The following is a 22,991-nucleotide window of genomic DNA, read 5'->3' as shown; positions in this document are numbered from 1 at the left end:
TTTCGGCGTGATCCCCTTCCTCGACAGGCCCCTGGTGCAGTTCGGCCTCGCGCTGGCCGCCGTGCTGATCCTGCCGCTCGCCATGCGCTCGGGCACGCTCGCCAGCGAGATCCTGATCTTCGGGCTCGCGGTCGCCGCCTGCAACCTGCTCCTGGGCTATACCGGCCTGCTCTCCTTCGGCCAGGGCATCTTCTTCGGGCTCGGCAGCTATGTCGCCGGCCTCGGCCTCGTGCGCGCCGGCCTGCCGGCCCCCGTCGTGCTGCTCCTCGCGCCGGTGTCGGGCGCCCTCGTGGCGGCGGCGGTGGGCTGGGTCTCGATCCGGCGCCAGGGCGTCTACTTCGTGATGCTGACGCTCGCCTTCTCGCAGATGTTCTACTTCCTGGCCTACACCTTCAGCGGCCTCACGGGGGGGGACAACGGCCTCCTCGACATCCCGCGCCCGAGCCTCGGCGGCACGCCGCTCTCCGGGGCCTGGACCTACTACGCCTACGTCGCGGTGCTCTTCCTCGCGCTGTTCGCCGCCCTGCAGCGGGTGGCGCTCTCGACCTTCGGGCGGACCCTGCTCGCCATCCGCGACAACGAGGGCCGGGCCGGGGCGATCGGATTCCCCGTGCGGGCCTTCAAGGTCGCGGCCTTCGCGATCTCCGGCGCGGTCACGGCGTTCGCGGGGGCGCTCCACGCCATGCTGATCGGCGTCGCCCCGCTCTCCAACATCGACTACCACACCAGCGAGACCCTGCTGATCATGACGATCATCGGCGGCAGCGCGAACCTGTTCGCCTCGCTGCTCGGGGCCGGTGCCTATCTCCTCGCCGCCGACGCCCTCTCGGCGATCTGGCCGCGCTGGCTCCTGTTGCTGGGCCTCCTCCTCATCGTCATCACGCTGTTCCTGCAGCGCGGGCTCTGGGGCCTGATCGAGCGCGCCGTCGCCCTCGTCACCCGGGCGCCCCCGCCGGACGATCCGGCGCCGGATCGCCCCGTGGCGAGCCCCGACCCGGAGGCCGGCCGGTGAGCGAGATCGTCCTCTCCACCGACGACTTGGGCGTCCGCTACGGCAGCTTCGTCGCGCTCCAGGACGTGACGCTGCGCATCGCGAAGAACAGCGTCCACTCGATCATCGGCCCGAACGGGGCCGGCAAGACCACCCTGTTCCACGCGCTCACCGGCCGGATCGCACCCTCCGCCGGCCGCATCGGCCTGATGGGCCGGGACATCACCCGGACCTCCGACCACGAGCGCGTGCGCCTCGGCCTCGCCCGCTCGTTCCAGGTCACCAGCCTGTTCCCCACCTTGAGCGTGCGCGAGAACCTGCGGCTGGCGGCGCAGGGCAAGACCCCCTGGCAGGCGCTCGCCCCCTGGCGCCGGGTTGAGGCCAACCGGCCGGCGCTCGCCATGGCCGACGCGATGCTGCAGCGCCTCGACCTGACCCGCGTGGCCTTGCGCGCGGCGGGCGAACTCTCGCACGGCCAGCAGCGCCGCCTCGAAGTCGGCATGGCGATGGCCGCCGCTCCCAAGGTCATCCTCCTCGACGAGCCGACCTCCGGCATGGGCATCGACGACATCGCGGCGATGAAGGCGCTGATCCGGGATCTCGGCCGGGATCACACCGTGCTGTTCATCGAGCACAACATGGGCATCGTCATGAACATCTCCGACACCGTGACGGTGATGCGGGCGGGCCGCGTGCTGGTGGAGGGGCCGCCCGCGCGGGTCCGCGACGACCCGGAAGTGCGCCGGGCCTATCTCGGCAACATGATCACCGGGGATCTGGCGCCATGAGCGGCCCCGTCGCCCTGACGCTGGACGACGTCCACGGCTATTACGGCAAGAGCCACATCCTCCAGGGCGTCAGCCTGGAGGTGCGAGCCGGCGAGATCGTTTGCCTGCTCGGCCGCAACGGCGCCGGCAAGACCTCGACGCTCAAGGCCGCGAGCGGCCTGCTCACCCCGCGCGGGGGATGCGTGCGCTTCCAGGGCACGGACGTGACCGGCTGGCCCGCCCACCGCATCGCCCGCACCGGCCTCAACCTCGTGCCGGAGGATCGCGGCATCTTCAGCCTGCTCAGCGTGGAGGAGAATTTGGGCGTCGCCGCGCGCAAAGGCTCGCCCTGGGGCATGCGCGACATCTACGCGATGTTCCCGCGTCTCGAAGAGCGGCGCCGCAACGGCGGGGCGCAGCTCTCGGGCGGCGAGCAGCAGATGCTGTCGATCGCCCGCGCGCTGCTCAACGGCCCGAAGCTCCTCATGCTCGACGAGCCGGTGGAGGGCCTGGCCCCCGTCATCGTCGAGGAGATCGTGGCGCAGATCCGCGCCATCCGGGCGGCGGGGGTGCCGATCTTGCTGGTGGAACAGAATCTGGCGGTCTGCACCTCGCTCGCCGACCGCCACTACATCCTCGAACTCGGCCGCGTCGCCTATGCCGCCGCCAATGCCGACTTCATCGCCGACGACGCGGCGCGCGACCGCTACCTCGGCGTCAAGGCGGCGTGAACAACGGGAACACCATGTCGAATCTCGCCAGCATGTCGAATCTCGCGATCGATGCCGAACGCCTCTGGGACAGCCTGACCGAGACCGCCGCCATCGGCGGCACGCCGGACGGCGGCATCGCGCGCCTCACCTTGAGCGACGAGGACCGCCGGGTGCGCGACTGGCTGCGCAGCCAGGTCGAGGCGCTGGGCTGCACCCTCACGGTGGATGCGGTGGGCAACATGTTCGCGCTGCGCCCCGGCCGGAACCCGGACCTGAACCCCATCGCCATGGGCAGCCACCTCGACACCCAGCCCACGGGGGGCAAGTTCGACGGGGTGCTGGGCGTGCTCGCCGGCCTGGAAGTCCTGCGAACGCTGGATGGCGCCGGCTACGTCACCGAGGCGCCGCTCCTGCTGGTGAACTGGACCAACGAGGAGGGCGCGCGCTTCGCCCCCGCCATGCTCGGCTCGGGCGTCTATGCTGGCATCTACGAGGCACCTTGGGCGGAGGCCCGCGAGGATTCCGCCGGCACCCGCTTCGGCGCGGCCCTCGATGCCATCGGCTATCGTGGGCCGGCCGTCCCGGGCTCGGTGCCGTTCGGGGCGATGTTCGAACTCCACATCGAGCAGGGTCCGATCCTGGAAGCGGAGGGGGCGGCCATCGGCGTGGTGCAGGGCGTGCAGGGCATGCGCTGGTACGAGGTCACGCTCGCGGGCCAGTCCGCCCATACGGGCTCGACGCCGATGCCGATGCGGCGCAACGCGCTGGTCGGCGCCGCGCGGCTGGTGGAGGCGGTGGATGCCGCCGCCCTGGCGCACGCGCCTGCGGCCGTCGGCACGGTGGGCCACCTCACGGTGACGCCCAATTCCAACAACGTGATTCCCGGCCACGTCTTCCTCACCGTGGACCTGCGCCACCCCGATGACGCCGTGCTCGACGCCATGGAGGCGGCCCTTCGCGACGCGCTGGACCGCGTCACGGTCGGGCTGTCCCTGGAGGGCAGCCTCCAGACCATCGCGCGGACCGCCCCCGTCGCCTTCGATCCCGACTGCATCGCCAGCGTCCGGCGCGCGGCCCGGAAGGGCGGGCACGCCACCCGCGACATGGTCTCGGGCGCCGGCCACGACGCGGCGCACGTGGCGGGGCTGGTGCCCACCACCATGGTGTTCGTGCCGAGCGCCGGCGGCCTCAGCCACAACCCGGCGGAAGCCACGGCGCCCGCCGAATGCGCGGCCGGCGCGCAGGTGCTGCTCGACGCGGTGCTCGACTACGATTCCCGCCACAGCCCGACTGCCTGATCTCAACCGACGCCGAGTTGCCGCCATGCGCATCGTCACCGCCCGGGTGAACCACGAGACCAACACCTTCTCGCCGCTGGCGACTCCGCTGTCCGCCTTCAGCCCGCTCTGGGGCGACGAGGCCCTGGCGGCGGGGCGGGACGCCACCACGGCGCTCGGCGCCTTCATCCGGTTCGCGGAAGCGCGCGGCGCGCGCGTCGCGGTGCCCGTGACGGCGCACGCCAACCCGAGCGGCCCCGTGGCGGACGACGCCTTCGAGGCGCTCGCCGCCGCGATCCTCGAGGCGATCCGCCCCGGCTGCGACGCCATCCTCCTCGACCTGCACGGGGCGATGGTGACCGAGAGCCACGACGACGGCGAGGGCGAGCTCCTCGCCCGCATCCGGGCCCTCGCGCCGAACGTGCCGCTGGGCGTCGCCCTCGACCTCCACGGCAACGTCACGCCGCGCATGGTGGCCCAGTGCGACGCGCTGGCGGGCTTCAAGACCTATCCGCACGTGGACATGGCCGAGACCGGGGACCGCGTCGCGGCCATCGTCGGGCGCATGCTCGACGAAGGCTTGCGCCCCGCTTGCGCCTTCGTTCACCCGCCGATGCTCGCCCACACCCTGCGCATGGACACCCGCGTGCCCGGCCCGATGCGGGACGCCGTCCGGGCGGCGAGCGCGGCGGAGGCCCGGCCCGGCGTGCTCGCCGCCACGATCTTCGGCGGCTTCTCGCTCGCCGATCTGCGCGAGGCCGGCGTCTCGGTCACCGTCACGGCCGAGACGCAGGCGGCCGCCGACGCCGCCGCCCGCGACCTCGCCCGGGGGCTCTGGGCGGCGCGGCGGGACTTCGTCTACACGCAGGCGCCGCTGGCGGAGTCCATCGCGGCGGCGAAAGCCGCCCTCGCCGGGCCGGGCCACGGCCCCGTGCTCCTCCTCGACCACGGCGACAATTGCATGTCGGGGGGCACCTGCGACGTGATGGACGTGCTCGCCGCCGCGCTCGAAGCCGGGATCGAGGGCATCGTCGCCGGCCCGATCTGCGATCCCGCCGCCGTCGCGACCCTGCACGCGGCGGGGGTCGGCGCGACGGTGGAACTCGGGATCGGCAACCGCGTGCCCCTGCCGGGCCTTGCGCGCCAGGCGCCCCTCACGGTCACGGGGACCGTCGCGGCGCTCGGCGACGGCCGCTACGTCATCACCGGGCCGACCTATACGGACCAGCTTTGCGGCATGGGCCGGGCGGCGGTGCTCGACACCGGCGCGGCCCGCATCCTCGTCGCCGAGCAGCCGCACGAGCCCTGGGATCTCGGGGTGTTCACCGCCTCCGGCATCGATCCGGCCGGCGCCCGCGTGCTGATCCTCAAATCGCGGATGTATTGCCGCCCCGTCTTCGAGCCCATCGCCCGCGCGGTCGTCGAATGCGCGAGCCGGGGCGTCACGAGCTCCGATTACGGGCTGTTCCCGTTCGAAAAGCTCGCGCGCCCGATCTTCCCCCTCGATGCCGACGCGGCCTGGACGCCGCCATGAGTTCGGACGCCACCATGACCGAGGCCCCCGCCCCGATGCGGCGGATCAAGCTCTCGGACCAGATCGCCGAGGACCTCTGCCGCCGCATCGCCCGCGAGCGCCTGGGCCCCGGCGACCGGCTGCCCAACGAGGCCGCCCTGATGCGCCATTACGGCTGCGCCAAGGGCACCATCCGCGAGGCCCTGAAATCCCTCGAGGTGCAGGGGCTGGTTACCATGCAGTCCGGCCCCAACGGGGGCCCGGAGATCCGCCCGATCTCGGTGGAGGCCGCCGCCCGGCAGCTGCGCCGCTTCCTGCACTTCCAGGAGCTCGACTTCGCCCAGGTCTATGCCCTGCGCCGCAGCCTGGAGGTCCAGCTCGGCCTGGGCGTGGTCGGGCGCCTGACCCCGCAGGATTTCGCCCGCCTGGAGGCCAACATCGCCGAATGCGAGGCCGCCAACGCGGAAGGCCGGCGCGGCATCGGGCGCATCGTCGAGGTCGATTTCCACGACATCCTCTGCGACGCCAGCGACAACCCGCTGCTCGCCTTCATGTGCCGCTTCCTCAACAGCCTGCTGCGGGACCTCGTGGAGTTCCGCAGCGAGAGCCTGACCGAGCACGAGGCCTTCGGCGCCCACAACCTCGCGAGCCACCGCGCCCTGGTCTGCGCCTTCCGCGCCGAGGACGCGGACGCCGTGCGCGGCGAGATGCACGCCCACATGTGCTGCGCCGAGCACTTCATGCAGCGCCTCGACGCCAAGTTCCGCACGGACCTCCTCAGTGCCCGGACCCCGGGCGCCCGCGCGGCGGAATAGGGCGACGACGCGCATGATCGCGTGAGCGGGCCCTATTGGCGATCGCCGTCGCCGGAGGGATTAGGCGTCCGCCCGGCGCCGCGGGCCGGATCACATGTCACAACGCCCGCAGATCCGCCGAGAAGCGCCGGCCGTTGGCCACGTAGTTCTCCGCCGTGCGCGCCAGCTTGCCCGCCGCCTCCGGGTCGAGGGTGCGCGCCACCTTGGCCGGCGCGCCCACGATGAGGCTGTTGTCGGGAAATTCCTTGCCCTCCGTCACCAGGGCGTTGGCGCCGACGAGGCAGTTGCGGCCGATGCGGGCGCCGTTGAGGATGGTGGCGCCCATGCCCACCAGCGTCCCGGCCCCGATGGTGCAGCCATGCACGATGGCGCGGTGCCCCACCGTGACGTCGTCGCCGAGTTCCAGCGGAAAGCCGGGATCGGCGTGCAGCACCGCCCCGTCCTGGACGTTGCAGCGGTCGCCGATCCGGATGGTGTCGTTGTCGCCCCGCAGCACCGCCCCGAACCAGATCGAGACGTCGCGGCCGAGATGGACCTGCCCGACGACGTGCGCGCCCGGCGCGATCCAGACGCGGTCCGGGTCGGCGAGCTGGGGCCGGTGGGGGCCGAGGGCGTAGAGGGTCATTGCGCGGTCCTTGCGGATCAGGTGCCGGTCCAGGCGGCGGGGCGCTTGGCGAGGAAGGCCTCCACCCCGGCGGCGAAGTCCCGGCTGCCATAGCATTCCGCGATCAGGTCCGTCGCCTCGGCCTGCCCGTCGCGGGCGAGGCGGCGCAGCATCTCGCGGGTCACCCGCATGGTCACGGGGGCGTGGCCGAGGAGCCGTTCGCAGATCGCCGCGACCTCGGCCTCGAGGGCGCCGGGTTCGGCGACCGCCGCGAGGTAGCCGAGGGGCGCCAGGGTCTCGGCGGTGGGCATCTCGGCGAGAAGCAGCATGCGGGTGACGAGGCTCTGGCCCAGGGTCGCGGTGAGGCGGCGCAGGTTGGCCGGCGACAGGCAGTTGCCGAGGGTGCGGGCGATGGGCACGCCGAAGCGGGCGCCACTTTGCGCCACCCGGATGTCGCACGCGTTGGCGATGGCGAGGCCGCCGCCGACCGCCCATCCCTCGACGACCGCGACGGTGGGCACCCGCACCCGCTCCAGCCCCTCGACATAGGCGTCGATGCGCGCCTCGTAGGCGACGCCGTCGGCGCCGGTGAAGCCGGTGAACTGCTCGATGTCGGTGCCGGCCACGAAGGCCTTGCCGCCGGCCCCCCGCAGCACGGCGACACGCACGGACGGATCGGCCTCGATCCGCGCCAGCCCCTCGGCGAGGGCGTCGTACATGGCAAACGTCATCGCGTTGCGCGCGCCCGGGCGGTCGAAGGTCAGATGGGCGACCCCACCCTCCACCCGGTAGCGGACGGCGCCGTCCTCGTCGCGCGCGCTCATGCGGCGAAGGCCCCGTCCCGGCTCAAGCGCTCGATGGCCTCCGCCGAGAGGCCGAATTCGGTGAGGATCTCCGTCGAATGCTCGCCGAGCAGCGGCGCGTGCCGGCGCACCTGCGCCGGGGTCCCCGAAAGCTTCACCGGGAAGCCGATATTCGGCACGGTCCCCTCGATGGGGTGGGGCACCTCGATGCGCATCTCCCGGTGGCGGCCATGCGCGCTCTCGAAGGCCTCCGGGTAGGTGTTCATGCGCCCGGCCGGGATGCCGGCGGCGAGCAGGTCGGTCACCCAGGTCTCCGCATCCTGGGCGGCGAAGCTTTTTTCCAGCTCGGCGATCAGCGCCTCGCGGTTGGCCAACCGGCCGGAAATGTCGAGGAAGCGCGCATCCGCGAGGAGATCCTCCCGTCCGAGCACCTCGCAGAGCAGGCGCCAGAGCTTCTGGTTCGTCGCCCCCATCACGAAGTAGCCGTCCGATGCCCGCACGGCCTGGTAGGGGGCGCTCATGCGGTTGGCGGTGCCGAGCGGCTCCGGAACCTGGCCCGTGCCCCAGTATTCGGAGATGTCCCAGATGGAGAAGGCCAGGGCCGAATCGAACAGGGAGGCGTCGATATACTGGCCCTCGCCGCTCGTCTGCCGGCCGATATACGCGCTCAGGATGCCGTAGACCGCAAACAGCGCGCAGCCGATATCGGCCACCGGCACCCCGGCCTTGACCGGTGGCCCGCCGGGATGGCCCGTCACGCTCATCACGCCGGACATCGCCTGAGCCATGAGGTCGTAGCCCGGGCGCTTGGCCCAGGGTCCGGTCTGTCCGAAGCCCGAGATGCTGGCGTAGATCAGGCCGTGGTTGCGCGCCCGCATGGCCTCGTAGCCGAGGCCGAGCCGGGCCATGACGCCGGGGCGATAGTTCTCGACCACGATGTCGGCCCCGGTTGCCATGTCGAGCAGGAGGTCGCGCCCCGCCGGGCTCTTCAGGTTCAGGGCGAGGCTGCGCTTGTTCCGGTTCATGTTGAGGAAGCCCATGCTGTCGGGCCCCTTCATCTTGAACCCCATGGCGCCCCGGGTCTGGTCGCCCGTGCCCGGCGGCTCGACCTTGATCACGTCGGCCCCGAGATCGGCCAGCAGCATGCTGCAGACGGGTCCGGCCATCACCTGCGTCACGTCGAGGACGCGCAGGCCCGCGAGGGGCAGGCCCCTGGTGGGCACGGGACGGGCGGCAGGCACGGGTTCGTCCATCGTGCTCGGTTCCTGTGTGTCGCTCGCTGAATTCTCCTCCCCCTTGCGGGGAGAAGTCGGAGGCAGGGAGGGGCTGAGGAAGGCGTGGCTCCGCCGGCCTTCGCAGCCCGAGGGTCACTCCACCACCCCGACCTTCGGTCCCTCCCCGCAAGGGGGAGGGACGGGCGCTACTCCGCCGGAACGGCCCGCCCCAGCGGAAGCGTGGGCTCCTCCACGAAGGGGCGCTCCGGGTGCATGGTGAAGGCGAGGCCCACGCCGAGCAGGCAGAGGCCGACGGAGCCCGCGAAGGGCAGCGTCCAGCTGCCGGTGGCGTCGACGATCAGCCCGAACACGATCGGGGAGATGATGGCCGCCACCGCCGAACCGGTGTTCATCAGACCCGCCGCCGTGCCGGAGTATTTCGGGGCGATGTCCATCGGCACCGACCAGATCGGGCCGATCACCAGTTCGGCGAAGAAGAAGCCGGAGCTGAGCAGCAGCGCCACCAGGGTCAGGTCCCTGGTGAAGAACACGCCGGCGAGGCTGAGGGCCGCGCCGAGGAAGCCGACCACGATGACGCTGAGGCGGGCGAGCTTCAGGTTTCCGGTGCGCTTCAGGATGCGGTCGCTGAACACGCCGCCCAGCGTGTCGCCCACGACACCGGCGAAGAACACGCCGGACGCGAACAGGGCCGAGTTCTTCAGGTCGAGGCCGTAGTTGAGCTTGAAGAAGCTCGGCAGCCAGCCGAGGAACAGCCACAGGGTCCAGCCGTAGCAGAAATAGGTCAGGGTCACAGGGAGCATCCGCAGGGTCAGGCGGCCCCACGGGATGGTCTGCTTGGCGCCGACCTTGCTCGGGGTGGGCAGCACCGCGAGTTCCTCCGGCGTGATGCCGGGGTGATCCTTCGGATCGTCGCGGAAGTACAGGTACCAGACCACGACCCAGACGAAGCTGGCGAACCCCAGGATGACGAAGCCGAAGCGCCAGCCGACCTGATAGATCAGGAAGGCGACGATGGGCGGGGCCACCGCGTTGCCCAGCCGTGCGAAGGCGTGGGTGATGCCCTGCGCGAAGCCGCGCCTGCCCGGCGCTGTCCAGTTCTGCATGGCCCGGGTGGCGGTGGGGAAGGTGGCGCCCTCGCCGAAGCCCAGCAGAACGCGGGCGAGGAACAGGCTGACGAGCCCGCCGACGAACCCCGTGAGGATCGTCGCCGAGGCCCAGATCAGGCCGCAGACGAGGAGGGTGCGCCGGGCGCCGAACTTGTCGCCCACCGAACCGCCGATGACCTGGAAGATGGCATAGGGGTACGCGAAGGCGGACAGGATCAGGCCGAACTGGGTGTTCGACATGCCGAGATCCTTCATGATCTCGCCGCCCGCCGTCGCGATGTTCACCCGGTCGAGATAGGTGACGAAGTACATCAGGCAGAGCAGGAACAGGACCATGTTCGACGCGGAGACGCGTCTCTTGGCAGGCGTCATCGGGGTTTCCTCCGGTTGAAGCGCGCTGTCCCGCCCGGTCTGGCGCCGGGCTTTTCGTGGGGGCACGCGGGGATTCGAGGTGGAGCCGCCGCGGTTGCCCTCCCCGCGAGGGGAGGGCAAGCCGCTCTCAATCGTCCAGCCCTTCACGCAGGGCCGCCATGGCCGCCAGCACGCCGCCGCTCCTGTGCGGCACGCCGCCGGCCTTGAGGCCCATCTCGACGCCCGACAGTGCCGCCATCAGCATGAGGTCGTTGCACTCGCCGAGATGGCCGATGCGGAAGACCTTGCCCGAAAGCCGGGCGAGACCCGTGCCCAGCGAGAGGTCGAACGTCTCGAGGATGAGGGTGCGCAGGGCGTCGGCGTCGTGGCCCTCGGGCAGCACCACGGCGGTGAGCACCGGGGAATACTCGGACGGCTCCTGGCACAGGACTTCCAGGCCCCAGGCCTCGACGGCGGCGCGGGTGGCGGCGGCGAGCCGCTGGTGGCGGGCGAAGACCTGCGGCAGACCCTCCTCCAGCAGCATGGCGATGGCCTCGCGCAGGCCGTAGAGCAGGTTGGTGGCGGGCGTGTAGGGGAAGTAGCCGGCGGCGTTCGGCTTCAGCATCTCCTGCCAGTCCCAGTAGGAGCGCGGCAGGGTGGCGGTCTTCGTGGCGGCGAGCGCCCGGTCCGAGAGGGCGACGAGGCCGAGCCCCGGCGGCAGCATCAGGCCCTTCTGCGAGCAGCTCACCGAGACGTCGACGCCCCATTCGTCATGGGCGTACTCGGCCGAGGCCAGCCCCGAGATGGTGTCGACCAGGAAGAGGGCGGGGTGGTGGGCCCGGTCGATGGCCTTGCGGATCTCGGCGATCCGGCTGGTGGCGCCCGTGGAGGTCTCGTTGTGGACCACCATCACGGCCTTGATGGACTTCGACCGGTCCTCGGCCAAGATCGCCTCGACCTTGGCCGGATCGACGCCGCGCCGCCAGTCGCCGGGCACGAACTCGACCTCGATGCCCCAGCGGGCGGCCATCTGCCGCCACAGGGTGGCGAAGTGGCCGGTCTCGAACATCAGCACCCGGTCGCCCGGCGAGAGCGTGTTGACGATGGCCGCCTCCCAGGCGCCCGTCCCCGAGCCCGGGTAGAGGATGACCGGGGAGCGGGTCTGGAACACCGCCTGCGCCCCCTCCAGCACGGCCCGGCCGAGCTTGGCGAAATCCGGGCCCCGATGGTCGATCACCGGCATGTCCATGGCGCGCAGGACGCGCTCGGGCACCGGACTCGGGCCGGGGATGTGCAGGAAGTGGCGTCCGGTCCGTGTCGTCATCGGGGCCTCGTGGGCATGGTCTGGTGGAGAAGGGTCTGGTGGCGGGTGTCCGGCCGACGACATGGTCGCGATCGTCGGCGATCCCGTCCGCTTCCAAACTGGTCGACCAAAAAATTGCATTCATTCCAGATCGTCGCAAGCACTATTTTGCCCGCGATGATGCTCGACCCGACCCGGCCACGCTGGTAGAAATGGAACCATGATGCTCGATTCCGCCGTGCAACCCGTGATCGACGACGGCACCGCCGGCGCGCAGCCTGTGGCACCGGCGGCTGCAACATCGGCGGCCTCGTTGCACGACACGCTGCTGGCGCAACTGCGGGACTACATCGTCGAGGGCAACCTCGCCCCCGGCGCCCGTGTGCCGGAGCGGACCCTGTGCGAGCGCTTCGGCATCTCGCGCACCCCCCTGCGGGAGGCCCTCAAGGTCCTGGCCTCGGAGGGGTTGATCGACCTCCTGCCGAACCGGGGCGCCCGGGTGCGCCAGCTCGAAGCGCACGAGATGGTCGCGCTCTTCGACGTCATGGGCGGCCTCGAGGCGCTGGCCGGCCGGCTCGCCTGCGAGAAGATCACGGAGGCCGGCTATGCGGAGATCGAGCGCCTGCACCACGCCATGTACGCGTCCTACCTGCGCCGCGACCTCCACGGCTACTTCGCGGGCAACCAGGCCATCCACGACCGGATCGTGCAGGCCGCTGGCAACGAGCCCCTCGCGGCGACCTACGCCAACTTCGCCGGGCGCCTGCGCCGGGTGCGCTACGCGGCCAACCTCGACAAGGACCGGGACCGCTGGGGCGAGGCCATGCGCGAGCACGAGGAGATCCTCGACGCCCTGCGCCGCCGGGCGGGCGCCGAACTCAGCGACATCCTGTTCCGGCACCTGCGCAACAAGCGCCGGGCGGCGGCCGTGCAGGAGGGCGCCGCCCCCGTCGACGCAAGCCGCGCCTGACCGGGCGCCATGGCCATCGCCCCGCCTCCCCGTACCTCATCCGCGCTCTTCGAACAGGCGCTCCGCCTCGGCGCGGATCACCTCGGCCGCCCTGACGATGCCGGCCTCGTCGACCTCCAGATGCGTGGTCGCGCGGATCTGATGGGCGCCGATCGCCCGGACCCGGACCCCGTGCGCCAGGCAGGCTTTCGCGAAATCCGCGGCGGTGACCCCCAGCGGCTCCACCGAGAAGCACAGGATGTTGGACTGGGCCGCCCCCGCATCGATGGCGAGCCCCGGCGCCCCCGCGATCCGGTCGCGCAGCAGGCCCGCATGGGCGTTGTCGCGGCCGAGTTGCGCCACGTGGTGGTCGAGGGCGTAGAGCCCCGCCGCCGCCAGGATGCCGGATTGGCGCATGGCGCCCCCGAGCCGGTACTTCCAGCGCCAAGCCTCCGTGATGAAATCGCTTTTGCCGCACAGGACCGCCCCGACCGGGCAGCCGAGGCCCTTGCTCAGGTCGATCCAGGCGCTGTCGAATCCGTTCGCATAGTCCCTCGCGGCGATGCCGGTGGCGGCCACCGCGTTGAGGAGCCGGGCCCCGTCGATATGCGCCTTCAGGCCGCTCGCCTGGGCGATGTCGCGGATGCGGCGCATGTCGGGCAAGGCCCAGACCGACCCACCCGAAAAGCTCGTGGTCTGCTCGATGGAGACCAGGGCCGAGCGGGGCGCCGTGCGGGCGAGAGGCCGGATCGCGGCCTCGAACGCCTCCGGGGTGTAGACCCCCGCGGGCGTCTTCAGGGCGGCCACCGACACGCCCGCGATGGCGGCGGATCCTGCGGCCTCCGTGTTGTAGATGTGGGACTGGTCGTCGACGACGATCTCGTCCCCGGGCCGCGTCTGCACCAGGATCGAGACGAGGTTGCACATCGTGCCGGACGGCATGAACACGCCCGCCTCCATTCCAAGAAGGTCGGCCACCCGCGCGCACAGGGCCAGCGTCGTCGGGTCCGAATCCGACTGCTCGTCCCCCACCACGGCCTCCGCCATGGCCGCGCGCATGCCCGGCGTCGGCCGCGTCTGGGTGTCGCTGAACAGGTCGATCATCGGGCCATCCTATTTGTATACAAAATTCAGCGGTTATCTTAGCTCCGAAGGCCCCGGCCGCCATCCCGTTCCTGCCCCGCCATCCCGCTTTCAGGCGTGAGCGCCACCCCCGGCCCCACGCGAGGACGATGCATCATGACCGCCACGGCTGAGCCATCGACCCCGCCCCGCGAGGCGAACGCAACCCCCCGCGAGGCGAACGCGACACCCCGCGCGGCGAACCGACAGAGCGCCGGCCTCGCACGGCGCCTCGCGGAGGCCCTGCAGGGCGAGGTCCGCTTCGACGCCTTCACCCGGGGCCGCTACGCCACCGATGCCTCGATCTACCAGATCATGCCGGCCGGAATCGTGCTGCCGCGCAGTGCCGCCGATATCGCGGCGACGCTGAAGATCGCGGCCGAGCACGAGGTGCCCGTCATCCTGCGCGGCGGCGGCACCTCGCAGAACGGCCAGCCGATCGGGCGCGGCCTCGTGGTCGATTGTTCGCGCCATTTCAACGCCGTCCTGGCTTACGATTCCGAAGAGGGCACCATCACGGTGGAGCCCGGCATGGTGCTGGAACGCCTCAACACCCGGGTGAAGGCCGACGGCTGGTTCTTCCCGGTGGAGCCCTCCACCGCGACCCGCTGCACCATCGGCGGCATGGCGGGCAACAATTCCTGCGGCGCTCGCTCGCTGCGCTTCGGCAAGATGAGCGACAACGTCCTCGCCATGGAGGCGCTGCTCCACGACGGCTCCGCCTTCGGCTTCGGGCTCGGGGGCAACGACGGCACGGGCGCGACGGGCGGCGCCCGAGCCGGGGCGCTGGCCGCCGCCATGCGGGCGCTGGCGGAATCCGAGCGCGACGAGATCCTGGCGCGCTTCCCGCAGGTGCAGCGCCGGGTCGGCGGCTACAACCTCGACGCCCTGATCGCGCCGCGCCCGAACCTCGCCCACCTCCTCGTCGGCTCGGAGGGGACGCTGGCCGCCACCACCAGCGTGACGTTGCAGCTCTCGCGCCTGCCGGCCCATCGGGTCATGGGGGTCTGCCACTTCCCGTCCTTCCGCTCCGCCATGGAGACCACGAAGGCGCTGGTCGACCTCGGGCCGGTGGCGGTCGAACTCGTGGACAACAACGTCCTGGTGCTCGGCGCCGACATCCCGCTGTTCCGCACCACCCTCGCCGACATCACGCGGGGCCGGCCGAACTGCCTCCTCCTGGTGGAATTCGCGGGCGACGACCACGCCGCGCTTCTGAGCGATTTGAAGCGCCTCGACGCCTGCATGGGCGACCGCGGCTTTGCCAACGCCGTCGTCGAGGTACCGGAGCCGGTCCGGCAGAAATCCGTCTGGGAGGTGCGCGAGGCCTGCCTCAACATCATGATGTCGATGAAGGGAGACGCCAAGCCCGTCTCCTTCATCGAGGATTGCGCGGTGCCGCTCGAGCATCTGGCCGACTACACCGACGAAGTCACCGAGGTGTTCGCCCGGCACGGCACCCGGGGCACCTGGTACGCCCACGCCTCCGTCGGCTGCCTGCATGTCCGCCCGATCCTGGACATGAAGCAGGGTGGCGACGTCGCCAAGATGCGGGCCATCGCGGAGGAAGCGAGCGCCGCCGTCCGCCGCTTCAAGGGCTCGTATTCCGGCGAGCACGGCGACGGCATCTCGCGCTCGGAATACATCGAACCGATGTTCGGCGCGCGCCTGACCCGCGCCTTCGAGGCGGTCAAGGACGCCTTCGACCCGGACAACCGATTGAATCCCGGCAAGATCGTGCGGCCCCTGCGGATGGACGACCGCGCGCTCCTGCGCTTCCCGCCGGGCTATGCCGTCACGGAGCCCGGCGTGACCGCCCTCGACTGGTCGGATTGGGGCGGGTTCGGGCCTGCGGTGGAGATGTGCAACAACAACGGCACCTGCCGGAAGCTCGCGGGCGGCGCCATGTGCCCGTCCTACCGCGTCACCGGCGAGGAGCAGCACCTTACCCGGGGCCGGGCGAACTCGCTGCGCCTGGCGATCTCGGGGCAACTCGGGCCGGACGCCTTCACCAGCCCCGAGATGAAGCGCACGCTGGACCTCTGCGTCTCCTGCAAGGCCTGCCGCCGGGAATGCCCGACCGGCGTCGACATGGCCAAGATGAAGGTCGAGTTCCTGCACCATTACCATGCCCGCCACGGCCTGCCCCTGAAGGAACGGCTGGTGGCGGCCCTGCCGCTCTACGCGAGTACGGCCGCCCGGCTCGCGCCTCTCCTCAACCTGCGCGATCGCCTGCCGGTGCTGGCCAGGCTGTCGGAGCGCCTCGTCGGCCTGTCGGCGCGCCGGACCCTGCCGCGATGGCGCCGGCCCTGGCGCGAGTCCGGCGAGCCGGCGCACCCGCAGGACGTGACCGGCGATTTTCGCGACATCGTCCTGTTCGGCGATACCTTCAACCGCGCCTTCGAGCGCGAGAACCTGGAAGCGGCCGAGCGGGTGCTGGTCGCCGCCGGCTACCGCCTGCACCGCGTCTTCCCGCATCGCGGACGGCGCCCGCTCTGTTGCGGGCGGACCTACCTCGCCTCCGGCCAGACCGACCGGGCCCGCGCGGAGGCGCGCCGCACGCTGGCGGCCCTCCTGCCCTATGTGCGAGCGGGGGCCCGGGTGGTCGGCCTCGAACCCTCCTGCCTTCTCACCTTCCGGGACGAGTTCGCCTCCCTGCTGCCCGGCCCCGAGGCGGCCGAACTCGGGAAAGCCAGCCTCCTGTTCGAGGAACTGCTGGCGGCCGACCTCGCGGCCGGGCGGATCGCCCTGCCGCTCGCCGACCAGCGCGGACGGGTGGCGCACCTGCACGGCCATTGCCACCAGAAGGCCTTCGCGGCGATGGGGGCGGTCGAGACGGTGCTGCGCGCGGTGCCGGGGCTGGACGTGCGGGTGATCGAGTCGAGCTGCTGCGGCATGGCCGGCGCCTTCGGCTACGGCGCCGAGACCATCGACGTGTCGCTCGCCATGGCCGAGCTGTCGCTGTTTCCGGCCCTGCGTAAGGCCGGGCCCGACGACCTCGTGGTCGCCGACGGCACCAGCTGCCGCCACCAGATCCACGACGGCCTCGGGATCGAGGCCCGCCACGTCGCACGCGTCCTCGACGACGCGCTTCGGACAGGCGCAAACACGCGATGAGGCCCGGCCCTGCGGGCGGTCATCATGGCCGGTTCGGTTGACACCCCGTCGCGCGCGCCGTCCCTGGCGGGCCCATTGACACGAGGAGCAGCAAGATGAAGGTCGTCGCGGATCTCTGCATCGTCCCGATGGGCGTCGGCCCGTCGGTCTCGCCCTACGTCAAGGAAATCAAGGCGCTCATCGACGCGAGCCACTTGAACGCCGAGATGCACGCCAACGGCACCAACATCGAGGGCGAGCTCGGCGAGATCTGCGCGCTGATCGAGGCCTGCGAGGCGAAACTCGCCGAGATCGGCGTGCAGCGCGTCTTCTTCACGATGGCGTTCTCGTCACGGCGCGACAAGGAGCAGGCCATGGCGGACAAGCTGAAGGCCGTTCTCTGAGGGGCCGAAGGCCGAGCGGGCTCAAAAAAGACGTCCATGGACGGCGTGCCGGCACCCGGAGACGCGCGACCTGTCAGGCTGCCCCGGGCCGGAGTCGCGAAACGCTCTGCCAGGCCGGCGCCAGGACGAAGCTCGTCAGCGGGATCAGGGCTCCGCCCACGACGAGGCCGACGAGGCCCGAAGCCGTGGCCGTGACGAGCCATTCGATGAATCCCCGGGCGGCCGGAAGCATCGCGCCGATGCGTCCCGCGAGATCGTGGATCGCGTGCGCCGGCGCCGAGAGGCCGTAACTCTCCAGCCCGTGGATCAGGATGCCGCCGCCGACCCAGATCATCGCCGCGGTGCCGATGATCCCGAGAAGCTTGAGCAGACCCGGCATGCCCCTCACCAGGGCGCGTCCCACCCCTCGGCCGAGGCTTCCCAACGGCGGGGCCGCCGTGTTGTTGGCGAGGGCGACGCCGGCATCGTCTGCCTTCACGATCAGGGCGACGGCGCCGTAGACGGCCACGGTGATGCCCAGGGCGACGACGGCCAGGATGGCTGCGCGCGTCCAGAAATTCCCCTCCGGAATGGCCGCGAGGGTGATCGCCATGATCTCGGCGGAGAGGATGAAGTCCGTCTTGATGGCACTCGCCACGCGGCGGTCCTCCACCGTCCGGTCGGTGCCCGCCGCCGCGCCGACCTGGTCCTCGTGCGCGTGCGCCTCGTGCGGGAAAAGGGCCTCGTAGACCTTCTCGGTGCCCTCGTAACAGAGGTAGGCACCACCCAGCATGAGGAGCGGCGTGATCGCCCAGGGGGCGAGGGCGCTGAGCGCGAGCGCCCCCGGCAGCAGGAACAGGAGCTTGTTGCGCAGCGACCCGAGGGCGATCCGGCCGACGATCGGCAATTCACGCTCGGCCGCGAAGCCCACGACATAGCGCGGTGTGACCGCGGCATCGTCGATGACCACGCCCGCGGCCTTCGCGCCGGCCTTGGCGGCCTGCCCGGCGACGTCGTCGAGGGACGCCGCGGCGGTCTTCGCGAGCGCCGCGACATCGTCCAGCAGGGCAATCAGTCCGATGCTCACAAATCCGCCTCGTCGCGAAACAGCTACGCTGTGCAGACGAGCGAGACCGCCGATTGATCCCTGGCGGGCGGGATTTCATCTCGGGAAGACGCGATGGCGGGCGCGTGGGCAACGATGATGAGAGCGGAGGTGGGTTCCAATCCGGCGCTTCGAAGGTTCGGTTCGACCGGCCGGGACCGGGTGTCAGGGGCCGCCCCGACGAAAACCGATCAGGACGCCACGCTCCAGGTCGTGCCGTCCTTGCCGTCCTTCACGGTGACGCCCAGGGCGAGCAACTCGTCGCGGACCCGGTCGGAGGCGGCCCAGTCCTTGGCCGCCCGCGCCGCGCGGCGGGCCGCGATCAGCGCCTCGACCCGGGCGACGTCGATGCCGGCCGCCGAAATCGTGCCCTGGTCGCGGGCCGACTTGGTCTGCGTGAGCAGTCCGAGGAGGCTCGCGCCGGCTTTCAGCGCCGCCGGATCGTCGAGGCGGTGCAGTTCGGCGAGCGCCGCGGCGGTGTTGAGGTCGTCGAGGAGCGGCTCCAGCACGGTCTCGGGAATCGTGGGCGCGGTCGCCGCGTCGCCGACGAGACCGTACCAGCGCTCGGTCATCCGGGCCGCGTCCTCCAGGCCGCGCAGGGTCCAGTCGATGGGCTGGCGGTAATGGGTCTTGAGCATCGCCAGGCGCGCGACCTCGCCCGGCCAGTCTTTCAGCACGTCCCGGATGGTGATGAAGTTGCCGAGCGACTTCGACATTTTCTCCCCCTCCACCTGGAGGAAGCCGTTGTGCAGCCAGACGTCGGCCATCACGTCGGTGCCGAAGCAGCAGCGCGACTGCGCCACCTCGTTCTCGTGGTGGGGGAAGATCAGGTCGATGCCGCCCGCATGGATGTCGAAGCGCTCGCCGAGATGCTTCCAGGACATCGCCGAGCACTCGATGTGCCAGCCCGGCCGCCCCGGCTCCGCGATGCCGCAGGGGGAGGGCCAGGAGGGTTCGCCGGGCTTGGAGGGCTTCCAGAGCACGAAATCGAGGGGCGAGCGCTTGTAGGGCGCCACCTCGACGCGGGCGCCGGCCTCCATCTCGTCGAGCGGCCGCTTCGAGAGCGCGCCGTATTCGGGCATGGACGGCACATCGAACAGCACGTGCCCCTCGGCCACGTAGGCGTGGCCGGCCCGGACCAGCCCCGTGATGATGGTGTGCATCTCGTCGATGTGGTCGGTGGCGCGCGGCTCGACGAAGCGCGGGCGCTCGCCCGCCACGTTCACGTCCTCCGGCATCAGCACGCCGAGTTCGCGGATGTCGGCGTGGAAGGTCCTCAGAGTGCCGTCGGTGAGTTCACGGATGGTGATGCCGCGCTCGGCCGCGCGGGCGTTGATCTTGTCGTCCACGTCCGTGACGTTGCGGGCATAGGTGACGTGCGCGGCGCCGTAGAGGTGGCGCAGCAGCCGGAACAGCAGGTCGAAGACGATGATCGGCCGGGCGTTGCCGATATGGGCGGCGTCGTAGACCGTCGGGCCACAGGCATACATCCGCACATGGGTGGGATCGATGGGCGTGAAGATGGCCTTCTCGCGGGTCAGCGTGTTGTAGAGCCGCAACATCGAGGCCATGAAACCGTCCCTTGCCATCCGGGCGCCCGACCGCGCCCGCCCACCCAGAACCATCGCACGGCCTTGGTTTCCCGCGGCTTTTGCCGCAGCGCACCGAACCGCCCGCCACGCCTTCGCCGTCTTGCGCGCCGCCACCTGTTGCGCGAAGGCGACGGCCCGGAGGCGCGTCCTGGGCTACCCCAAAACCATGAGCAATTCGAGACCGGCGCCGGACCGGCTTTCCTCGAAAACCACCGTTCGGGGAAAGGGTTTGTTAACCCGACGCCCCGAGATTTTCGCCCCATACGCACACCCCACCAGCAAGGTTCTGCCCATGCGCCGCGCGGCTGCCGAAATCGGCGCTTTCCTCGCCCTCGCCCTGACCGCCAACACCGCCCTGGCCGCCAACGACGGCGAGACCCCGGTCAAGGCGCCCGCCACCGTCGAGAAGACGTTCCTGATCCCATCGAGCGAGGGTTACGGCGTCGGCGACTGCCTCACCAGCGGCGAGAGCGCCTGCGGACAGGTGGTCGCCAATGCCTGGTGCGAAGCGCAGGGCTTCGCCGCCGCGGGCTCCTTCGGTGTCGCCGCCCAGGACGAGTACACGGGCGCCATTCCGGCCGCTCCGGTGGCCAAGGCCGCCGAGCGCCCGATCCGCATCACCTGCCCGGATTGATCGATCGCCGGGATCGACGGAGCCGAGCCTCCTCGCTCTGCGAAAAGGCCCGGCGAACAGGCCCGGCGCTGCGTCTTATTTCTCCATGAACGCATCGCATTTCGGCGGCGGCTCGGTGCCCCAGGGCATCAGCGGCACGGCGGAGGTGGAGTTCTTTGGGGAACCCTGGATGACCTTGTCCGAATAGACCATGTAGATCAGCGTGTTGCGCCGGGCGTCACAGCCGCGCACGATCTGCATCGACTTGAAGATCAGCGAACGGCGCTCACTGAAGACCACCGCACCCTGCTTGAACTTCTCCTTGAACTGGACCGGGCCGACCTGGCGGCAGGCCAGCGAGATGTCCGAGACATCCTCCGCGAGGCCGAGGGTGCCCTTGATGCCGCCCTTTTCCGGCTGGGTGTACCAGCAGGCGACGCCGGCCACCGACGGATCGTCGATCCCATAGACCACCAGCTTGTCGTTGGGTGTGAGCGGGCGCCAGACCGTCGACTTGTCGAAGATGCGGTCCGCATCGTCCGCCCGCGCCGGCTGTGCGGCGAGCCCCAGCCCGAATGCCAGCACGCAACCGGCCAGCGCGCCGCCTGTGAGACCCCGAAGCCACATCATCGTATCATTCCCCTCAGTTTGGTCGGGGCGCATGTGGGAAGGGTGTCGCCGTCGCGCGAGGGTCGTTAGTAAACTTAAGTGTAGTCCGTCGGCTTCCGCGTCGCGCGGCGCCCCACCCTCCGCTGCAATCAGGCCATGTCGTTGATCCCTGTCCAGATCCGCATGCTCGTCCGGGTGCTGGCCGGCGTGCTCGCCGCCGGTGTCCTGGCCGCCACCGCCCTGGTGGGCGGCGCCCAGGCGCAGACCTCCGCCTGCCTGCGCTACCGCTCCGAACTGGCCAATCTCAGCGACGGGGCCAGCACGGCCCGGGCGCTGCAGAACGAGATCGGGCGTCTCAACGCCTACTACCGCACCTTGGATTGCGAGGGCGGCCGGTTCCTGTTCTTCGATTCGCGGCCTCCGCAATGCGGTGCGGTCGAGCAGCGCATCCGCGCGCTCAACGCCGGCTACGGGGCCGAGAACGGCGCGGTCACCGCCGCCCGGCGCCGGCAGCTGACGGAGGCCATCGCGAGCACCTGCACCGATCCGGCCAGCCGCAGCGTCCTGAGGGCCGCCGACGGAACGCCCGGCGAGGCGCGGGCGCGCGGCGGGTCGCAGGTGATCTGCGTGCGCAGTTGCGACGGCGCCTACTTCCCGATGACCAACCTGCCCGATGGACGCGAGGGTGCCGACGAGCTCTGCCAGGCCCTGTGCCCCGGCGCCGAGGCCGTCGCCTATTCGATGCCGCACGGCGACGAGGCCCTGAAGCAGGCCGCCACCCTGAAGGGCAGCCGCGCCTATTCCGCCCTGCCCAACGCCTTCAAGTTCCGCACGAGCTTTACCCCGAACTGCTCCTGCAAGCGCGAGGGCCAGACCTGGGCGCAGTCGCTGGTCAAGGCCGAGAGCATGCTGGTCCGGCACAAGGGCGACATCTTCGTGACGCCGATGCAGGCCGAGGCCCTGTCGCGCCCGCCCAAGGTGCGCCTCACCCTGGTGGGCCGGGCGGACAAGACCGCCGCCGTCCTCGCCGCCGACGCCGCCTCGCGCAGTGGCGCGGTGGTCTCCGACGCCACCGCGGAGCCGGTCGCTGCCGCCCTGCCGGCAACCGGGGACGAGCGCCAGCCGGTGCGGATCATCGCCCCGAACCTGTTCTCGACGGCGGCGCGTCCGGGCAATCCCTGACGGGACGCTTCGACACGCAAGACGGGAAAACGGGAACCATCTCGCCCGCATTCTGTTCCGAAGGCCTCATCAACCACGTGAGTGACCTTCGATGCGGAGCATCCGCCTTCTCCTCCTGACCGGTACGATCCTGCCGGGCCTCATCCTGTCGGGACCCGCGCCGGCGCGCGAGGGATCCGGGGTGGCCGGTACGATCCTGTTGGCGCAGGGCGGGCCGGGAGAAGGCCCGCGCGGCGACGGCCCACGCGGTGGCGGCGAAGGTCGAGGCGGCCCCCCGGGCGGACGCGAGCGTCCCGAGCCGCGCCAAGAGCGCACCGAGCCTCGGCAGGAGCGCCCGGAACCCCGCCAGGAGCGACCCGAGCCGCGTCAGGAGCGCCCGGCGCCGCGGCCCGAGCGTCCGGAGCCCCGCCAGGAACGTCCCGAGCCCCGTCAGGAGCGCCCGGAGCCACGTCAGGAGCGCCCAGCCCCGCGACCCGAGCGTCCAGAGCCGAGACAGGAACGTCCGGAGCCCCGTCAGGAGCGTCCCGAGCGGGCCCCGGCCGAGCGTCAGGCCCCGCGGCCGGAGCGCCCCGAACCGCGCCAGGAGCGTCCGGATCGCCAAGAGCGCCCGGATCGTCAGGAGCGTCCCGATCGCGATCAGGGTCCCGCCCGCCGTGCACCCGGTGCGGAGACGCCCGCCGAGCGGCCCGTCGCACCGCCGGCCGCACGTGAGCGGACACCCGATCGGCCGACAACGCCCGAGCGCTCCGTGGCGCCAGAGCCCGGCCGCCCCGCCTCGGCGCCGCCGCGTCCCGCACCCCAGCCGGGTGCGCCGGAGGCCCGCGATCCGGCAAGCCCGGTGAACCCGGCCACGCCGGGTGCC

General features: G+C 71.3%; 20 protein-coding genes. 11 read left to right on the top strand and 9 right to left on the bottom strand.

Annotation, left to right across the window (positions count from 1 at the left end; genetic code table 11):
• The first annotated feature begins 7 nt into the window (after nucleotides 1-7).
• From JWQ05_RS12315 to JWQ05_RS12290, 6 genes are read left to right on the top strand one after another with little or no spacing between them, the layout of a single operon-like run.
• Entirely contained in the window at nucleotides 8-1,012 is a 1,005-nt protein-coding gene (locus JWQ05_RS12315; RefSeq protein WP_299658735.1) for a branched-chain amino acid ABC transporter permease, read from the top strand.
• On the top strand, nucleotides 1,009-1,779 hold the full coding sequence (locus tag JWQ05_RS12310) for an ABC transporter ATP-binding protein (RefSeq protein WP_299658734.1): 771 nt from the start codon (nucleotides 1,009-1,011) through the stop codon (nucleotides 1,777-1,779). Before JWQ05_RS12315 ends, JWQ05_RS12310 begins: the two co-directional genes overlap by 4 nt.
• Entirely contained in the window at nucleotides 1,776-2,489 is a 714-nt protein-coding gene (locus tag JWQ05_RS12305; protein WP_299658733.1) for an ABC transporter ATP-binding protein, read from the top strand. The genes JWQ05_RS12310 and JWQ05_RS12305 overlap by 4 nt, the downstream gene beginning before the upstream one ends.
• Before the next feature lie 14 nt (nucleotides 2,490-2,503).
• On the top strand, nucleotides 2,504-3,769 hold the full coding sequence (locus JWQ05_RS12300; RefSeq protein WP_299658732.1) for a Zn-dependent hydrolase: 1,266 nt from the start codon (nucleotides 2,504-2,506) through the stop codon (nucleotides 3,767-3,769).
• A gap of 25 nt (nucleotides 3,770-3,794) precedes the next feature.
• Entirely contained in the window at nucleotides 3,795-5,282 is a 1,488-nt protein-coding gene (locus tag JWQ05_RS12295) for a M81 family metallopeptidase (RefSeq protein ID WP_299658731.1), read from the top strand.
• A 14-nt stretch (nucleotides 5,283-5,296) separates the two neighbouring features.
• Complete coding sequence (locus JWQ05_RS12290) at nucleotides 5,297-6,076, top strand: FCD domain-containing protein (RefSeq protein WP_299658730.1); 780 nt, start codon at nucleotides 5,297-5,299, stop codon at nucleotides 6,074-6,076.
• A 97-nt stretch (nucleotides 6,077-6,173) separates the two neighbouring features.
• On the opposite strand, the gene JWQ05_RS12285 is transcribed toward JWQ05_RS12290, so the two are convergent.
• The 5 genes from JWQ05_RS12285 to JWQ05_RS12265 form a co-directional block, all read right to left on the bottom strand.
• Entirely contained in the window at nucleotides 6,174-6,701 is a 528-nt protein-coding gene (locus JWQ05_RS12285) for a gamma carbonic anhydrase family protein (RefSeq protein ID WP_299658729.1), read from the bottom strand.
• A 17-nt stretch (nucleotides 6,702-6,718) separates the two neighbouring features.
• Nucleotides 6,719-7,504 carry an enoyl-CoA hydratase gene (locus tag JWQ05_RS12280; protein ID WP_299658728.1) on the bottom strand — a complete coding sequence of 262 codons (786 nt, stop codon included), beginning with the start codon at nucleotides 7,502-7,504 and terminating at the stop codon, nucleotides 6,719-6,721.
• Nucleotides 7,501-8,736, bottom strand: coding sequence for a CoA transferase (locus JWQ05_RS12275; RefSeq protein ID WP_299658727.1), 1,236 nt, complete (start codon nucleotides 8,734-8,736; stop codon nucleotides 7,501-7,503). The genes JWQ05_RS12280 and JWQ05_RS12275 overlap by 4 nt, the downstream gene beginning before the upstream one ends.
• 167 nt (nucleotides 8,737-8,903) lie before the next feature.
• Nucleotides 8,904-10,196, bottom strand: coding sequence for an MFS transporter (locus JWQ05_RS12270; RefSeq protein WP_299658726.1), 1,293 nt, complete (start codon nucleotides 10,194-10,196; stop codon nucleotides 8,904-8,906).
• Between the two features lie 127 nt (nucleotides 10,197-10,323).
• Nucleotides 10,324-11,499, bottom strand: a complete 1,176-nt coding sequence (locus JWQ05_RS12265; protein WP_299658725.1) for an aminotransferase class V-fold PLP-dependent enzyme — start codon at nucleotides 11,497-11,499, stop codon at nucleotides 10,324-10,326.
• 199 nt (nucleotides 11,500-11,698) lie between these two features.
• Here JWQ05_RS12265 and JWQ05_RS12260 point away from each other — a divergent pair, with 199 nt between their 5' ends.
• The gene (locus JWQ05_RS12260; RefSeq protein WP_299658724.1) at nucleotides 11,699-12,448 is read left to right on the top strand and encodes a GntR family transcriptional regulator; all 750 of its coding nucleotides are present in this window, start codon (nucleotides 11,699-11,701) and stop codon (nucleotides 12,446-12,448) included.
• A gap of 36 nt (nucleotides 12,449-12,484) precedes the next feature.
• Here the strand turns inward: JWQ05_RS12260 and JWQ05_RS12255 are convergent, their stop codons facing one another.
• Nucleotides 12,485-13,531: a threonine aldolase family protein gene (locus tag JWQ05_RS12255; protein WP_299658723.1), complete on the bottom strand. Its 1,047-nt coding sequence runs from the start codon at nucleotides 13,529-13,531 to the stop codon at nucleotides 12,485-12,487.
• 135 nt (nucleotides 13,532-13,666) lie between these two features.
• Here JWQ05_RS12255 and JWQ05_RS12250 point away from each other — a divergent pair, with 135 nt between their 5' ends.
• A complete protein-coding gene (locus JWQ05_RS12250) occupies nucleotides 13,667-16,666 on the top strand; it encodes an FAD-binding and (Fe-S)-binding domain-containing protein (RefSeq protein ID WP_299658722.1) in 3,000 nt (999 codons plus the stop codon).
• A 95-nt stretch (nucleotides 16,667-16,761) separates the two neighbouring features.
• Complete coding sequence (locus tag JWQ05_RS12245; protein ID WP_299658721.1) at nucleotides 16,762-17,049, top strand: MTH1187 family thiamine-binding protein; 288 nt, start codon at nucleotides 16,762-16,764, stop codon at nucleotides 17,047-17,049.
• 73 nt (nucleotides 17,050-17,122) lie between these two features.
• On the opposite strand, the gene JWQ05_RS12240 is transcribed toward JWQ05_RS12245, so the two are convergent.
• Together JWQ05_RS12240 and cysS are read right to left on the bottom strand one after the other, a co-directional pair.
• Nucleotides 17,123-18,115: a DUF808 domain-containing protein gene (locus tag JWQ05_RS12240; RefSeq protein WP_299658720.1), complete on the bottom strand. Its 993-nt coding sequence runs from the start codon at nucleotides 18,113-18,115 to the stop codon at nucleotides 17,123-17,125.
• A gap of 209 nt (nucleotides 18,116-18,324) precedes the next feature.
• Nucleotides 18,325-19,704 carry a cysteine--tRNA ligase gene (cysS, locus tag JWQ05_RS12235; protein WP_299658719.1) on the bottom strand — a complete coding sequence of 460 codons (1,380 nt, stop codon included), beginning with the start codon at nucleotides 19,702-19,704 and terminating at the stop codon, nucleotides 18,325-18,327.
• A 313-nt stretch (nucleotides 19,705-20,017) separates the two neighbouring features.
• On the opposite strand from cysS, the gene JWQ05_RS12230 reads away from it, so the two are divergent.
• On the top strand, nucleotides 20,018-20,359 hold the full coding sequence (locus tag JWQ05_RS12230; RefSeq protein WP_299658718.1) for a hypothetical protein: 342 nt from the start codon (nucleotides 20,018-20,020) through the stop codon (nucleotides 20,357-20,359).
• Between the two features lie 75 nt (nucleotides 20,360-20,434).
• Here the strand turns inward: JWQ05_RS12230 and JWQ05_RS12225 are convergent, their stop codons facing one another.
• Nucleotides 20,435-20,968 (bottom strand): CreA family protein, encoded by a 534-nt coding sequence (locus JWQ05_RS12225; protein WP_299658717.1) that lies wholly within the window; start codon nucleotides 20,966-20,968, stop codon nucleotides 20,435-20,437.
• A gap of 135 nt (nucleotides 20,969-21,103) precedes the next feature.
• Here JWQ05_RS12225 and JWQ05_RS12220 point away from each other — a divergent pair, with 135 nt between their 5' ends.
• Entirely contained in the window at nucleotides 21,104-22,129 is a 1,026-nt protein-coding gene (locus tag JWQ05_RS12220) for a DUF2865 domain-containing protein (protein WP_299658716.1), read from the top strand.
• Nucleotides 22,130-22,991 lie beyond the last annotated feature (862 nt).

Origin of the sequence: Methylobacterium sp. (genome assembly GCF_028290105.1) — a bacterium.
In the GTDB taxonomy this organism is placed as follows: Bacteria; Pseudomonadota; Alphaproteobacteria; order Rhizobiales; family Beijerinckiaceae; genus Methylobacterium.
Note: the sequence above shows the minus strand (reverse complement) of the source record. Positions and strands in the feature narration are given on the sequence as shown.